The sequence below is a fragment of the Exiguobacterium sp. s21 genome, from assembly GCF_018617975.1.
Classification (GTDB): Bacteria; Bacillota; Bacilli; order Exiguobacteriales; family Exiguobacteriaceae; genus Exiguobacterium; species Exiguobacterium mexicanum_A.
Window position 1 is genome coordinate 17,795 of sequence record NZ_JACSLF010000008.1, and the last position, 14,580, is coordinate 32,374.

Annotated in this window: 12 protein-coding genes; 1 reads left to right on the forward strand and 11 read right to left on the reverse strand. The window is 51.3% G+C overall.

Features of this window, described 5'->3' with window-relative positions; all coding sequences use genetic code 11:
* Positions 1 to 138: 138 nt before the first annotated feature.
* A complete protein-coding gene (locus KNP06_RS10155) occupies positions 139 to 621 on the forward strand; it encodes a site-2 protease family protein (protein ID WP_138859201.1) in 483 nt (160 codons plus the stop codon).
* A 20-nt stretch (positions 622 to 641) separates the two neighbouring features.
* Here KNP06_RS10155 and coaE read toward each other — a convergent pair whose 3' ends face one another.
* The 11 genes from coaE to pfkA form a co-directional block, all read right to left on the reverse strand.
* Entirely contained in the window at positions 642 to 1,247 is a 606-nt protein-coding gene (gene coaE, locus KNP06_RS10160) for a dephospho-CoA kinase (RefSeq protein WP_138859200.1), read from the reverse strand.
* A gap of 12 nt (positions 1,248 to 1,259) precedes the next feature.
* Positions 1,260 to 2,084, reverse strand: coding sequence for a DNA-formamidopyrimidine glycosylase (gene mutM, locus KNP06_RS10165; RefSeq protein ID WP_138859199.1), 825 nt, complete (start codon positions 2,082 to 2,084; stop codon positions 1,260 to 1,262).
* A 20-nt stretch (positions 2,085 to 2,104) separates the two neighbouring features.
* Positions 2,105 to 4,702 carry a DNA polymerase I gene (gene polA / locus KNP06_RS10170; RefSeq protein ID WP_214711703.1) on the reverse strand — a complete coding sequence of 866 codons (2,598 nt, stop codon included), beginning with the start codon at positions 4,700 to 4,702 and terminating at the stop codon, positions 2,105 to 2,107.
* A 208-nt stretch (positions 4,703 to 4,910) separates the two neighbouring features.
* A complete protein-coding gene (gene pnpS / locus KNP06_RS10175) occupies positions 4,911 to 6,638 on the reverse strand; it encodes a two-component system histidine kinase PnpS (RefSeq protein ID WP_214711705.1) in 1,728 nt (575 codons plus the stop codon).
* Positions 6,635 to 7,339: a response regulator transcription factor gene (locus KNP06_RS10180; RefSeq protein ID WP_034778217.1), complete on the reverse strand. Its 705-nt coding sequence runs from the start codon at positions 7,337 to 7,339 to the stop codon at positions 6,635 to 6,637. The genes pnpS and KNP06_RS10180 overlap by 4 nt, the downstream gene beginning before the upstream one ends.
* A gap of 195 nt (positions 7,340 to 7,534) precedes the next feature.
* Positions 7,535 to 8,470: a malate dehydrogenase gene (gene mdh, locus KNP06_RS10185; protein WP_214711707.1), complete on the reverse strand. Its 936-nt coding sequence runs from the start codon at positions 8,468 to 8,470 to the stop codon at positions 7,535 to 7,537.
* Between the two features lie 30 nt (positions 8,471 to 8,500).
* Positions 8,501 to 9,769 carry an NADP-dependent isocitrate dehydrogenase gene (icd, locus tag KNP06_RS10190; RefSeq protein WP_034779982.1) on the reverse strand — a complete coding sequence of 423 codons (1,269 nt, stop codon included), beginning with the start codon at positions 9,767 to 9,769 and terminating at the stop codon, positions 8,501 to 8,503.
* A gap of 118 nt (positions 9,770 to 9,887) precedes the next feature.
* Positions 9,888 to 11,000, reverse strand: a complete 1,113-nt coding sequence (gene citZ / locus KNP06_RS10195; RefSeq protein ID WP_214711709.1) for a citrate synthase — start codon at positions 10,998 to 11,000, stop codon at positions 9,888 to 9,890.
* A 185-nt stretch (positions 11,001 to 11,185) separates the two neighbouring features.
* Positions 11,186 to 11,650 (reverse strand): DUF441 domain-containing protein, encoded by a 465-nt coding sequence (locus tag KNP06_RS10200; RefSeq protein ID WP_214711711.1) that lies wholly within the window; start codon positions 11,648 to 11,650, stop codon positions 11,186 to 11,188.
* A 66-nt stretch (positions 11,651 to 11,716) separates the two neighbouring features.
* Positions 11,717 to 13,459 carry a pyruvate kinase gene (gene pyk / locus KNP06_RS10205; RefSeq protein WP_138859194.1) on the reverse strand — a complete coding sequence of 581 codons (1,743 nt, stop codon included), beginning with the start codon at positions 13,457 to 13,459 and terminating at the stop codon, positions 11,717 to 11,719.
* A gap of 95 nt (positions 13,460 to 13,554) precedes the next feature.
* Complete coding sequence (gene pfkA / locus KNP06_RS10210) at positions 13,555 to 14,523, reverse strand: 6-phosphofructokinase (RefSeq protein ID WP_214706362.1); 969 nt, start codon at positions 14,521 to 14,523, stop codon at positions 13,555 to 13,557.
* Positions 14,524 to 14,580 lie beyond the last annotated feature (57 nt).

Consider the following 14,580-nt stretch of genomic DNA (forward strand, 5'->3'; position numbering starts at 1 on the left):
CTGCGTTACGACACCATTATAACGGAAAAATGGAAGCGTTTTCACTATGAATCGTCACATTTTTTTCACTTTTTTTACAGTTTCAGATTTGAAAAAGAGGGAAATTTGGTGTAGAGCTTGGAAAGGAGCTAAGACCATATGTTTGATTGGACAGACCTAGATAAATTTGTCATCTCATTTTTCATCATCTTACCGATTGTGACGATTATCCATCAATTCGGTCATTTCTTCTTCGCGAAATTATTTGGGGGTTCGCTCGACATGGAGATTGGGACCGGGAAAAAATTGTTTAAAATCGGACGCCTTCAATTTAACCGCGTTTATTTTTATGACGCCTGGTGCCAATTCAGTGACTTGAAGTACAGCAATCGCCTGACGCGGAGTCTCGTCTACGCGGGCGGTTCAATTTTTAACTTATCGAGCATCTTGCTCGTGAACGCCTTCATCTTGATGCGAGAGATCGAGCCGACAATTTACACGTATCAGTTTGCATACTTCTCGTTCTATTATGTCTTCTTCTCACTCTATCCGATTTACTATTCGAACGGCCATCCGAGCGACGGACGCGCCATCTTCGACACGTGGAAAAAAGGGAAGCCTGACTCAGACCCACTCAACTGAACAAAAAAAAGAAGGCGTCGTCAGTCGCCTTCTTTTTTCATGTCTTCAAATTGTTCGACGAGGCGGATCACTTGGGCCGACAAGTCGCCTAACGCACCGTTGTTGTTGATTAAAAAATCAGCCTGTTGTTTCTTCTCCTCGATTGGCATTTGCGCATGAATCCGAGCGAGCGCTTCTTCTTTCGTCAACCCGTTGCGCTCCATGAGACGCATCAGCTGAATCTCTTCACGGCAATAGACGACGACCGTATAATCGACGAGGTCCCGCATCGTTCCCTCGAACAAGAGCGGGATATCGAATATGACGACCGTCTCCCCTGCAGCCTCGTATCCGTGCATCTCCTCGAGCATCTCTTCTCGGATGGCCGGATGCATGAGCTGATTCAGTAACTGACGTTTTGTGTCATCATGAAAGATTTCTCGTCCGAGCGCCTGCCGGTTCAACTCGTCGCCCGTGAAACATTGCGGGAACGCCTCGCGGACGCCCGCGAACGCTTTGCCGCCAGGCTCGATGACGATCCGTGCCATCTTGTCGGCGTCGATGATCGGGATGCCCTGCTTTCGAAACAGTCTGGATACGGTCGACTTCCCTGTCGCAATCCCACCTGTCAAACCAATTTTCAACATCATGTCCACCTCTTACTGTTGGCAGTGCGGACAGTAATGTGTGCCCCGTCCGCCTAATTTCATCTTTTCAATCGGTCGGCCGCATCGCTTACACGGCTCCCCGGTCTGTCCATATACGTACAGTGTCTCTTGATACGTCCCGCTCGCCCCATCCGGATTCGTATAGCTCCGAATCGTGCTTCCGCCTCGTTCAATCGCTTCCGTCAATACGGCCACAGCCTCTTGATGCACCCGACGGACCTCGTCAAGCGAGAGTGTCGCTGCCGGACGGGTCGGATGGACACCGGACCGATATAACGTCTCATCGACATAAATATTGCCGAGCCCGACGAAAATCGATTGATCGAGCAGCGCCGTCTTGATTGCACGAACGTTCATCCGCTTCAGACGGCTGTGAAGCGTCTCCGCTGTCACTTCAGGATCGAACGGTTCGAGGGCGAGCAGCGACAATGGCGGTGTCACAAACAACTCTTCATTCGTCTTCAACTCCATCGTCCCGAACTTCCTGACATCGTTATAATGAAGCGTAGTCCCGTCCGTGAAGGTGAAGACGACATGCGTATGCTTGACCGGACTGACCATTTCGTCATGCGGGAAGAATTTTCCTTCCATTCGCAGATGCGAAACGAGATAGCCGTTCGTCAATTTGAACAAAATGAACTTACCGCGTCGCTCCACGTCTTGAATCGTCTCGTCGAGCAACTGTTGTTTCCAAATCTCCGGTTCGTGACCTCGAATGATTTTTGCGTCGAGCACCTCGACATTTGCAATTGTTTTTCCCGAGACGAATGGCCGCAATCGGCGACAGACCGTCTCCACTTCTGGTAATTCTGGCATATCAAGTTCCTTTCTCGTCTTTATTTCGTATCAAACCATGTCTCACCGAACGAACCGTCCGCGCGAAGCGGCACGTCCAAGGTGACCGTGTGTTCCATCGCTTGTTTGACGATCGTCTCGAGCGAGTCCATTTCTTCTTTAGGTCCTTCAAAGATAAGTTCGTCGTGGACTTGAAGCAATAACTTCGACTGAAGTCCTGACTCACGGAGTGCCACGTCGACATCAATCATCGCTTTTTTGATAATATCGGCGGCCGTCCCTTGAATCGGCGTGTTGATCGCTGTGCGTTCCGCAAAACCGCGCAAGTTGAAGTTTCGAGAATGGATGTCCGGGATATTGCGGCGACGCTTCAGCATCGTTTCAACATAGCCGTGTTCCCGCGCTCGTTCGATCGCGGCATCCATGAACCGTTTCACACCCGGGAACTGCTCGAAATACGTATCGATGAACGTCTGTGCTTCTTTTCGGCTAATGCCGAGGTTTTGCGACAGCCCATAGTCGCTAATGCCGTAAATGATGCCGAAGTTGACGGCTTTGGCTTGGCGACGCATGAGCGATGTCACTTCTTCTTTCGCGACTCGGAACACGTTGGCAGCCGTCGACGTATGGATATCCTCATCATGGAGGAACGCCTCGAGCATCTTCTCATCTTGCGACATGTGGGCCATGATCCGAAGCTCGATTTGCGAATAGTCGACCGCATACAGCATCCAGTCGGCCTCACTCGCGGTGAACGCCTTGCGAATGCGCCGCCCTTCTTCCAAGCGGATCGGGATGTTCTGTAAGTTCGGGTTGACCGAGGACAACCGTCCGGTCTGCGTCAACGTCTGCGTATAGCGGGTATGGATCTTCCCGTCGTCTTTGATGACTTTTTGCAAGCCTTCGACATATGTCGATTGCAACTTGCCGAGCTCACGGTAATGCATAATATGTTCGACGATCGGATGCAGCGGCGCGAGTTTCTCGAGCACGTCCGCTGCCGTCGAGTAACCGGTCTTCGTCTTTTTGACCGGTGGCAACGCCAACTTCTCGAATAGAATGACGCCGAGCTGTTTCGGCGAGTTGATATTGAACGTCTCACCGGCGAGACTATGAATCTCCGCCTCGAGTTGAAGCAACCGTTCCCGCAAATCGTCTTCCATCACTTTCAGCGTCGCCACGTCGACGTGAATCCCGGCCCACTCCATCTCTGCAAGCACCGAGGCGAGCGGACGTTCCAAATCTTCATAGAGCGACGTCTGTTCGTTTTGGTCGAGTTCTTTGCCGACGTTTACGAACAGCGTCAAGATCGCCATCGCCTTCTCGCCGAGATGTTGCTCGAGCACGTCCTGTTCCGGGACGTGCAGCTTCGCACCCTTGCCATAAACCGCCTCGTCTTCCGGTAACGTGTAATCGAAATGAGCGGCAATCGAATCGAGTGTCGTCCCGCCCGACAGGTTCAGCAAATATCCGGCGACGAGCAAATCGTCATAGCCTCGGAGCGTCACACCATGTCGCTTCAATTGGACGATCGTCTGTTTCGCATCGAGACAAATCGTGGCTCGGTTCTCGTCGGCCAACCAGTCTCGTACTGCCGGGACGTCTAAAAGCGACACATCGCCGACCGTCACGCCGGCTTTCGAGGCGATGGCCACACCGATGACCGGTTCTTCGAAATAGTCGTCACGGAGTTGCTCGAGGATGAGGACCGCTTCTGTCAAATCTTGCTTGTCGATCGCGATATGATTCACCTCACGCGCTTCGACCGCTTCCTCGCTCGACGCTTCAAGGTTCAGTTTGCTCAGAAGCGATTTGAACTGAAGGCTCATGAACAACGACTTCACTTTTCCAGCGTCATACGGATGGAACGTAAGGTCGTCCGTGCTTATATCGATTGGGACGTCCGTATAGATCGTCGCCAATTGTTTCGACATGAGTGCTTCCCGCTCGTTCGCCTCGACTTTCTCTTTTTGTTTCCCTTTTAATTCATGCGTATGTTCATATAGTCCTTCGACAGATCCGTAAGCCGTGAGCAGTTTAAGCGCCGTCTTCTCACCAACCCCCGGGATTCCGGGGATATTATCGGACTTATCCCCCATTAAGCCTTTCAAATCGATCATTTGGAGCGGGGTGAGACCGTCATAGCGCTCTTTGAACGCCTTCGCGTCCATCGTCTCCACATCGGTGATCCCACGCTTCGTCAAATAGACGGTGACGCGATCGTCAATCAGTTGCAGTAAATCTTTATCCCCAGTGACGACCGTCACTTGATCGAACGCCTCATTTTTTGAGAGCGTCCCGATAATATCGTCGGCCTCGTACTGGTCGAGTTCGAGCACTTTGATCCCGAACGCCTCACAAATCTCGCGGACAATCGGGAATTGCTCCCGGAGTTCCCCTGGGGTCTTCTGCCGTCCCCCCTTATAGTCAGCATACGTGTCGTGCCGGAACGTCTTCTTCGACGCATCAAATGCGACCGCGAAATGCGTCGGTTGCTCGTCTTCCATCAATTTTAACAACATCATGGTGAACCCGTACACGGCGTTCGTATTTCGACCGCTCGCATCCGTCATCGGAGGCAGCGCGAAAAACGCACGATATGTGAGTGAGTTTCCATCAAGAAGTAGTAGTTTATTCATTGGTCAACCTCCATTCTATCTGATTCCATCATATCATACGGGCACATGCGTTCGAAAAAAAAGACCCTTTTCTAGTAGCTAGAAAAAGGGTCAATCTTCCTGACCGAGTGGAGATGAGCACCGGCCGGGACACGAGATGATGAAGAGGTCTCATCTATAGAGTAGCATCGCTTTGTAAAGCCGGTATGAACCCGACATGAATTCCATGTTAAGCGATTGGGAATTTGATTGTGAACATTGTCCCAGCACCTTCGACACTATCCACGTGAATCGTCGCGTGATGAAGGTCGATGATATGTTTGACGATGGCAAGACCGAGACCTGTCCCGCCGGAGTTCCGGCTCCGCGCTTTATCGACCCGGTAGAATCGTTCAAAGATTCGGCTCACTTCTTTCGGCGCGATGCCAATCCCGTTGTCTTTGACAATCAAATATGATCCGTCCGTTCTCTTTTCGACCGCGATTTCGACACGGCTGTCTTCCGGCGAGTAGTTGATGGCGTTGGCGACAAGGTTCAAGATGACTTGCTTGATTCGGTTCATGTCCGCCTGCAAGATGACTTCCCCGTCGTGGCGCGACTCCAAATGAATCGATTTCTGCTCCGCTTTCTGGCTCAACACGAGACACACTTCCTCAACGAGATGATTGAGCTGGACCGGGGTGAAGTCCAAATGGAAATCTTCACGTTCAAGCCGTGACAGCTCGAGTAAGTCCTCAACGAGCATTTGCATGCGCGTCGCTTCTTTTTGAATGATATCCAAAAATTGATCGCGCAACTCGGGCACTTCTTTTGCCCCGTCAAGGAGTGTCTCACTGAAACCTCGGATCGATGTGAGCGGCGTCTTCAACTCATGGCTGACGTTCGCGACGAAATCTTTCCGCATCTTCTCGAGTCTTTTCAATTCCGAAATATCGTTAAACAGGAGCGTCGTCCCGCGCAACATGCCTGTATCACTGAAGATCGGTGCGGCCGACACCATATACGTCTTTTGGTTGAATCCAGTTCGAATCGACAATTGACGACGGTGGGGTTCTTCGGTCAAATAGACGTCCTCGATCAACGTCTCGACGTCCGGACTCGGTAAAATGCCGTGATAAAATTGACCAATCATCAAGTCGTCGTATTGGAACATGTCACGATACGAGCGGTTGACGAGCGTCACGATGCCACGTTCGTCGACCAAAAGCAACCCTGCCCCCATGTATTCGATGAGTGACTCGAGCCTTGCCCGTTGCACGGATTCACCAAGTGAGATCGTCTCCAAGTTACGGGCGAGAACGTTGATCGACCCGGCCAGACTGCCCGTTTCTTCATCATTGCGCAATTCGTACACACGGGCCCGATAGTTTCCGTCGGCAAGTTCACGTAATACAATCGTCGCCTCATCGATTGGTCGGATAAACTGATTCGTCAAATTATGCAACACGAACAAAATCAAGAAGAATGAGAAAATCAAGGCCAAGGCAATCGTCAGCCAAATCCGGTCATATACCCCTTCTAGATCGGAGACGTAGCGGATGAAACTGAGATACACCGTATCACCCGAGGAGAGTTCGATCGGTTTTGTGAACTGAATCAAATCATCGCGCGTCTCGTTCCCAAACGTCCCGTCGTCTGGGATTGAAGCAGCGTCCATCCGAAAATCGAACGAACCGACCCGAAACGGTGTCCCGGCAATCACTTCCATCCGGCGATTGAGGAGCAGAATGTCGAAACTGCTCTCGTCATCGATTTGCCGGACATAGTCTTGAATCGCCTCGAGGTCGCCCCCTTCTAAATATAAGGCGGCGAGCTCCGTGTCCTCTTTCAAACGATCGCGTTCGGAGTCCAAATAGAAGTCTTTGAACAATTGACCAAGCACGATCCCGAGGGTCAACAAGACGCCCGTCACGAGCAGGATGAGCGTCGTCAAAAAACGCGAGCGGTACGTCTTCATTCGGGCATCGGCTCTTCCATCTTATAGCCGAGACCGCGAATCGTTTTGATATATGTCGGTTTTTTCGTCACCGGTTCAATCTTTTCCCGAAGGTGGCTAATATGGACATCGACGATGCGCGTATCGCCGACGAAATCGTAATTCCAAATAGCCGATAAGAGTTGATCACGCGTCAAGACACGGCCTTTGTTTTTAGCAAGATAGGCCAACAGTTCGAACTCTTTTGGGGTCAACTCAAGCCGCTCCCCGTTTTTGAACACTTCATAGTTCGAAGCGATAATTTTCACGTCACCGATTTCAATGACGTCCGCGTCCACCGCCGGCACCTCTTGTGGAGCCGAACGCCGTAAGATCGCTTTGACCCGGGCCACAACTTCACGCGGACTGAACGGTTTCGTCAAATAATCATCTGCCCCTAGTTCGAGTCCGAGCACTTTATCGAACTCATCGTCTTTTGCCGTCAACATCAGGATCGGCGTGTTCACTTTCTGTTGGCGGAGTCGCTTACAAACTTCGAGACCATCCATCTCGGGCAACATCAAATCGAGGACGATCAATACCGCATCCTGCTTCTCGGCGAGTTCGAGACCGGTCTTCCCATCATGGGCCGTCTCAACCTCAAAACCGGCTTGCTCCAAATTGAATTTCAATAACGTCGCAATCGACACCTCGTCATCGACAACAATCACTTTTTCGGCCACGCTTAGTTCCTCCTCTAATCTATCTGTTCTGTCACGTACACTACCTATTTTACAAATCAATGCCACGTCCGACCAACATCAAAGCAAATCTTTACAAAAACAAAACAAATCCACGTTCTTCTTTCAGTGTAGCACGCGACCCTCAAAAACCAAGCGTACAAAAAACCTCGCCTGCTCAGCAGACGAGGTGACGAATCAGTTAAGGACGTTCAAGACGGAGCGGACCGATTCAGCCGAGCGCTCAAGCGCGGCCGTCTCCTCTTCCGTCAATTCAAGTTCGAGCACACGTTCAATCCCGTTCGCGCCAAGTATCGTCGGGACACCGAGATACAAGTCGTGGAAGCCGTACTCACCGTCGAGATACGCGATGGCCGGTAAAATACGTCGTTGATCTTTCAAGATCGCTTCAACCATCTCGACGATGGCCGCTGCCGGCGCATAGTAGGCCGATCCGTTCCCGAGTAGCTGGACGATTTCGCCGCCACCTTTACGGGTCCGATTGACGATCGCATCGATTCGGTCGCTCGGCAATAGCTTCTCGAGTGGGATGCCTCCCGCGTACGAGTAACGAATGAGCGGGACCATGTCATCCCCGTGCCCGCCGAGCACGAATCCAGAGACGTCCTTCACGGAGATATTCAACTCCGCAGCGACGAACGTCCGGAACCGGGCCGTATCAAGCACGCCGGATTGACCAATGACCCGCTCTTTCGGGAAGCCTGACTCTTTGAAGGCGGTATATGTCATCGCATCGACCGGGTTCGTCAAGACGATTAAAATCGCATCGGGTGAATAGCGGGCCACTTCTTTCGTGACGGCCCGCATCACTTTGGCGTTCGTCGAGACGAGGTCGTCCCGGCTCATGCCAGGTTTCCGGGCAATCCCGGCCGTGATAACGACGATATCCGAATCAGCCGTGTCGGCGTAATCCGACGTCCCCGTGATCCACGAGTCAAACCCTTGAATCGGCGCCGTCTCTTGCATATCGAGCGCTTTCCCTTTCGTCGGGCTCTCGTTTTCTTTGATATCGAGCAGGACGACGTTACCGAGCTCTTTTTGAGCCAGATACAGTGCAGTCGTGGCTCCCGTGAATCCGCTACCGATCACCGAAATTTTATTGCGACGAATCATTGTGCTCTCCCCCTTGGTTTAACTGATGAATTACATGTTTTTGATTAGTTCATCTGCAAACTCTGAACACTTCACTTCTGTCGCGCCGTCCATAAGGCGGGCGAAATCGTATGTGACGACTTTCGAGGCAATCGTCTTCTCCATCGAGTTGATGATGAGGTCAGCCGCTTCGTTCCAGTTCATATGACGAAGCATCATCTCACCTGACAAGATGACTGATGACGGGTTGACCTTGTCAAGACCTGCATATTTTGGTGCCGTACCGTGTGTCGCTTCAAAGATCGCATGGCCCGTCACGTAGTTGATGTTCGCTCCTGGCGCGATCCCGATTCCGCCGACTTGGGCAGCGAGTGCATCCGAGATGTAGTCCCCGTTCAAGTTCATTGTTGCCACGACATCGAATTCACGTGGACGTGTCAAAATCTGTTGCAAGAAGATATCGGCGATCGAATCTTTTACGATGATTTTGCCTTCCGCTTCTGCTTTCGATTGAGCTTCGTTTGCAGCCGCTTCGCCTGACTCTTCTTTGATGCGGTCGTACTGTGCCCATGTGAAGACTTTGTCGCCGTATTCTTCTTCTGCGAGCTCATAACCCCAGTTTTTGAAGGCGCCTTCTGTGAACTTCATGATGTTCCCTTTATGGACGAGCGTGAGCGATTTACGGTTGTTCGCGATCGCGTACTCGAGAGCCGCGCGAACAAGGCGTTTTGTTCCTTCAGACGAGATCGGTTTGATGCCGATTCCAGACGTTTCTGGGAAACGGATTTTGTTGACGTTCATCTCTTCTTTTAAGAATGAGATCAATTTTTTCACTTCGTCGCTGCCTGACGCGTACTCAATCCCAGCGTAGATATCTTCTGTGTTCTCACGGAAAATGACCATGTCTGTATCTTCTGGGCGCTTGACCGGTGATGGGACGCCTGTGAAGTAACGGACCGGACGCAAGCACGTGTACAAGTCAAGTTCTTGACGGAGTGCTACGTTGAGTGAACGGATTCCGCCGCCGACCGGTGTCGTCAATGGACCTTTGATGGCAATCAAATATTCACGGATTTGATCGAGTGTCTCGTTTGGAAGCCATTCGCCTTTTTGGTTGAAGGCCTTCTCCCCAGCGTACACTTCCATCCATTCGATTTTCTTCTCGCCGCCGTATGCTTTTTCGACAGCCGCATCAAAGACGCGCACCGATGCGTTCCAGATGTCTGGTCCTGTGCCGTCACCGATGATAAATGGAATCGTCGGTACGTTCGGTACGTTTAATACACCGTTTTCAACTGTGATTTTTTCGTTTTGTGTCAACATAATGAATCCCCCTAAGTACATTTATGTAGGCCGACGCGAACGCCGACCTACGTCAATTGTTAGTTTACCAAAGTTTATGTCTAAATTGTGACTCGATCTTCTCGTGTCGCGTCAATTAACGCTCATTCACCGGGACGTATGACCGGTTCGTCTCGCCAACGTACTCGGCGCGCGGACGAATCAAGCGGTTGTCCGCATACTGTTCGAGAATGTGGGCGATCCAGCCCGACATGCGTGAGACGGCGAAAATCGGTGTGAACAACTCTTCATCGAGACCGAGCGCATAATAAGTCGATGCTGAATAGAAATCAACGTTCGGCTTCAAGCCTTTCTCTGTCTCGACGAGGTGATCGATCTTCTCAGACATCTCGTACCATTCCGGCTCGCCGATTTGGGCCGTCAGTTGGCGGCTCATCTCTTTCAAATGTTTCGCACGCGGGTCGCCGTCCTTATAGACACGGTGACCGAAGCCCATGATCTTCTCACGACGCTCGAACTTGCCGCGAACGTACTCTTCGACTTTGTCGACCGAACCGATCTCGTGGAGCATTTTCATGACCGCCTCATTCGCACCGCCGTGAAGCGGGCCTTTGAGCGCTCCCATCGCTGCCGTCACGCCTGAGTAAATATCAGACAACGTGGCAACGCAGACGCGGGCCGTGAACGTCGAAGCGTTCAATTCATGGTCGGCGTGAAGGATGAGTGCCTTATCAATCGTCTTCTCGGCTACCTCACTTGGTTCTTCTCCGTTCAACATGTATAGGAAATTGGCCGCATACGACAAGCCAGGTTTCGGCGCAACCGGTTGTTCGCCTTTACGAAGACGAGCGAACGCCGTTACAATCGTAGCAATTTGAGCTTGGAGACGAATCGCTTTGCGCATGTTCGCTTCTGTACTCATATCTTCAGCCTCTTCATCATAAAGCGCGAGCTGTGAAAGGGCCGTCCGAATCGTCGCCATCGCATTGGCCGATTTCGGCGCCCGTTCGAGCGTCGTGATGACTTCTTCTGGTAATTTGGCTTCTTTCACGAGCGCTTCAGAGAGCTCAGTTAATTCATCTGCTTTTGGAAGACGGTCGTTCCATAATAGGAAAACAACCTCTTCAAAAGTGGCGTGGTCCGCCAAATCGTCGATTGTGTATCCTCCGTAAGTCAATTGTCCGTCGATGATCGAACTGACTTTTGAGGCCGCTGCCACAATTCCTTCTAATCCTTTTGTCGTTGACATCAATAACTCCCCCTCAGTCTTTAAAAGTGATCGACCGCATCATACAGTCTGTTGTGTAGGGAATAAGGGCGGGAAGTCGAACACTTTCCCCAATCCGTTTCGAGCTCGCTCCACCCTGTCCTTTATCTAGTATAAACAATTTACTGAAAAAAAGAAATGTAAGCGTATCCATCCGTCAAAAAATGTCAGAACCATTTTTCTAACAGGCTAAATCCACCTAAAATCAAAGCGGCGATCCCGGCTCCAATCAGCGGTCCAACCGGCACACCTTTCATGAAACCGACGGCTAGGATGGTGCCCGCGAGGAGTGCCGTCGTCACGACAGGGTCCACACGCATCAGTTGAACGCCTTGCGCCGCGGCGAGCGCGACGAAGATTCCTGACCCGAAAGCGATGATGCCGACCGGCCCTTTAATACTATTCCACAATTCCCTAAACCCGATGTCACCGGTCGCAATCGGGACGAGCACGGCAATCGTGATAATCGTCACGCCCCAATGGATGCCTTTTGAGGCGAGCGTTGGAAACAGTTGATCACCGAATCCGATTGCTTTAATAATCAATAGGACGCTGCTGGCGATGATGATCGATTGGTTATGGGCAATGACACCGATCAACACGAGCAGCAATAAGAATAAATACGCACTCATCATAGACTCTCTTTCTGAATGGAAAAAGAACCGACTCATGAGAGAGTCGGTTCGATTGGCATTCGATTACGCGTTGTAGATTTTACCAGTAAGTGGGTCGATCGAAATCATCTGTCCGTCACGGAACGTTGATGTCGCTGATTCGACACCGACGATGACCGGTTTACGGAGTGATGGCCCGACGATACCAGCATGGCTCGTCAATCCGCCGTCTTCAGTGATGATTCCAGCCGCTTTTTCAATCGCTGGCATCATTTCTTTATCTGTGAATGGTGCGACGAGGATCATGCCGTCTTTCGCTTTCGCATTCGCTTCGTCTGCATTGTTCGCAATGACGACTTCACCGACGAGACCGCGCTCACCGATCCCGCGTCCGTTTGCGAGGGCGTGACCGACGATATGAACTTTCATCATGTTTGTCGTACCCGCAGTCGCAGCCGGGATACCTGCCGAGATGACGACGAGGTCACCGTCTGTGACGAATCCAGCGTGACGAGCCGCTTCTGAAGCTTGTACCAACATCTCATCCGTGTTGTTCGGCATTGTGTCAGCGACGATCGGGTACACGCCCCAAACGAGGTTCAATTGACGTGCCACACGCTCTGACTCTGTGACCGCGATGATGTTCGCCTCTGGACGATACTTCGCTGTACGAGCAGCCGTGTAACCTGATTGTGTCGGTGTCAAGATCGCTTTCGCGTTCAAGTTGATTGCCGTGTGGGCAACCGCTTGTGAGATTGCATCCGTTACCGTGTGCTCACTGCGCTTCTGACGATCTTTGAGCAAGTTTTTGTAGTCGAGCATTTGCTCAGTACGAACAGCGATTGCTGCTTGCATTTGAACTGACTCGATTGGGTAGTCCCCTGCTGCCGTCTCACCTGAAAGCATGACCGCATCCGTACCATCGAGGATGGCGTTGGCAACGTCAGATGCTTCCGCACGTGTTGGACGCGGGTTGCGTTGCATTGAATCAAGCATTTGTGTAGCCGTGATGACCGGTTTCCCGAGGTCGTTACACTTCTTGATCAATTCTTTTTGAACTGGTGTGACTTCTTCCGTTGGGATCTCGATTCCGAGGTCACCACGAGCGACCATCAAACCGTCAGAAATCGCCAAGATTTCGTCGATATTGTCGACACCTTCTTGGTTCTCGATTTTCGGATAGATTTTGATGTGTGACGCGTTGTTGCGTTCAAGAAGTTGACGAATCTCAACGACGTCAGACGCACGGCGGACGAACGATGCCGCGATGACATCGATGTCTTGTGAAATCCCGAACTCGATGTCGGCGATGTCTTTGTCTGTAAGGGCAGGAAGGTTTACCTTGACGTTAGGCAAGTTGACACCTTTCTTCGTCTTGATAACGCCTTCGTTTTCGATGACGCAGCGAAGATCACGGTTCGGGAGTTTCTCAACGACAAGGAGACCGATGAGTCCGTCATCGAGCATGATGCGTGACCCGACTTCAACGTCTTCGTAGAGACCTTCGTACGTGACCGAGAAACGATCTTTCGTTCCGACGATTTCTTCTGTCGAGACGATGATGACTTCTTTGCCTTTTTCGAGGAGTGCTTTTCCGTCTTCAAACGTATGTGTACGGATTTCAGGACCTTTCGTGTCAAGAAGAACCGTCACGACTTTGCCGGCAGCTTTTGCTGCTTCGCGGATGTCGCGGATACGTGCGCCGTGCTCTTCATAGTCACCGTGTGAGAAGTTGAGACGGGCGACGTTCATACCGGCTTCAATCATTTCCGGAAGACGTTTCTCTGAAGCTGGTCCAATCGTACATACAATTTTCGTTCTACGCATAAATAAAAACCTCCTAGGGGATGTATTACATTTACACACAGAAAACGGGGGGTCAACCGACCTGATCCCGTCTCTGTGGAGTTCACTGGTACTCGTTAAATCGAAAGTTGGTTCGAAAGATCGATCAACTGCATATCGAGCGTGTGCTTGTTGTGGTCGAGCGCTTCGTCGATATCGAGATCTATCATCTTACCGGCACGAATACCGACGACACGTCCTGCCTTGCCTTCGAGTAAAATCTCGACAGCGTAAGCACCCATGCGGCTCGCAAGCACGCGGTCCGCAGCAGTCGGGGAACCGCCACGTTGAATGTGTCCAAGAATCGTCACGCGTGTATCTGAGTTTGTCTTCTCAGCGATCATTTTTCCGATCTCTTCCGCACTGCCGGCGCCTTCAGCGACGACGACGATCGAGTGTTTCTTACCGCGAGCCACACCATGGTTGATGCGTTCCACGATCGCACTCAAGTCTTCTGGACGTTCTGGGACAAGGATTGACTCGGCACCACCGGCAAGACCGGCATAAAGTGCGATATCACCAGCGTCACGGCCCATCACTTCAATGACATACGTCCGTTCATGCGACGACGCCGTGTCACGGATTTTGTCAATCGCGTCAAGCGCCGTGTTGAGCGCTGTGTCGAATCCGATTGTCGCATCTGTACCCGGGATATCGTTGTCGATCGTTCCCGGCAGACCAATTGTTGGGAAACCGAGTTCTGTCAACTTTTGGGCGCCACGGTATGAACCGTCTCCACCAATTACTACGAGCGCGTCGATGTCGAATTTCTTCAACTGCTCGACCGCTTTCGCACGACCCTCTTCCGTTCTAAACTCAGGGCAACGGGCCGAACGTAAGAATGTTCCTCCGCGTTGAATGATATCGCCGACCGAACCGAGGTTCAATTCGACAAGATCTCCTTCGATTAGACCTTGATAGCCGTTATACACACCGTACACTTCTAGACCTTCGAAAATTGCTTTTCGGGTCACGGCACGGACTGCAGCGTTCATTCCAGGGGCGTCTCCCCCACTTGTCAATACCGCAATACGTTTTAAATTCACGTCACTCACCTCTTATGTGTTTTAACGAAATCTGAAAATAAAATACCATGTATGACC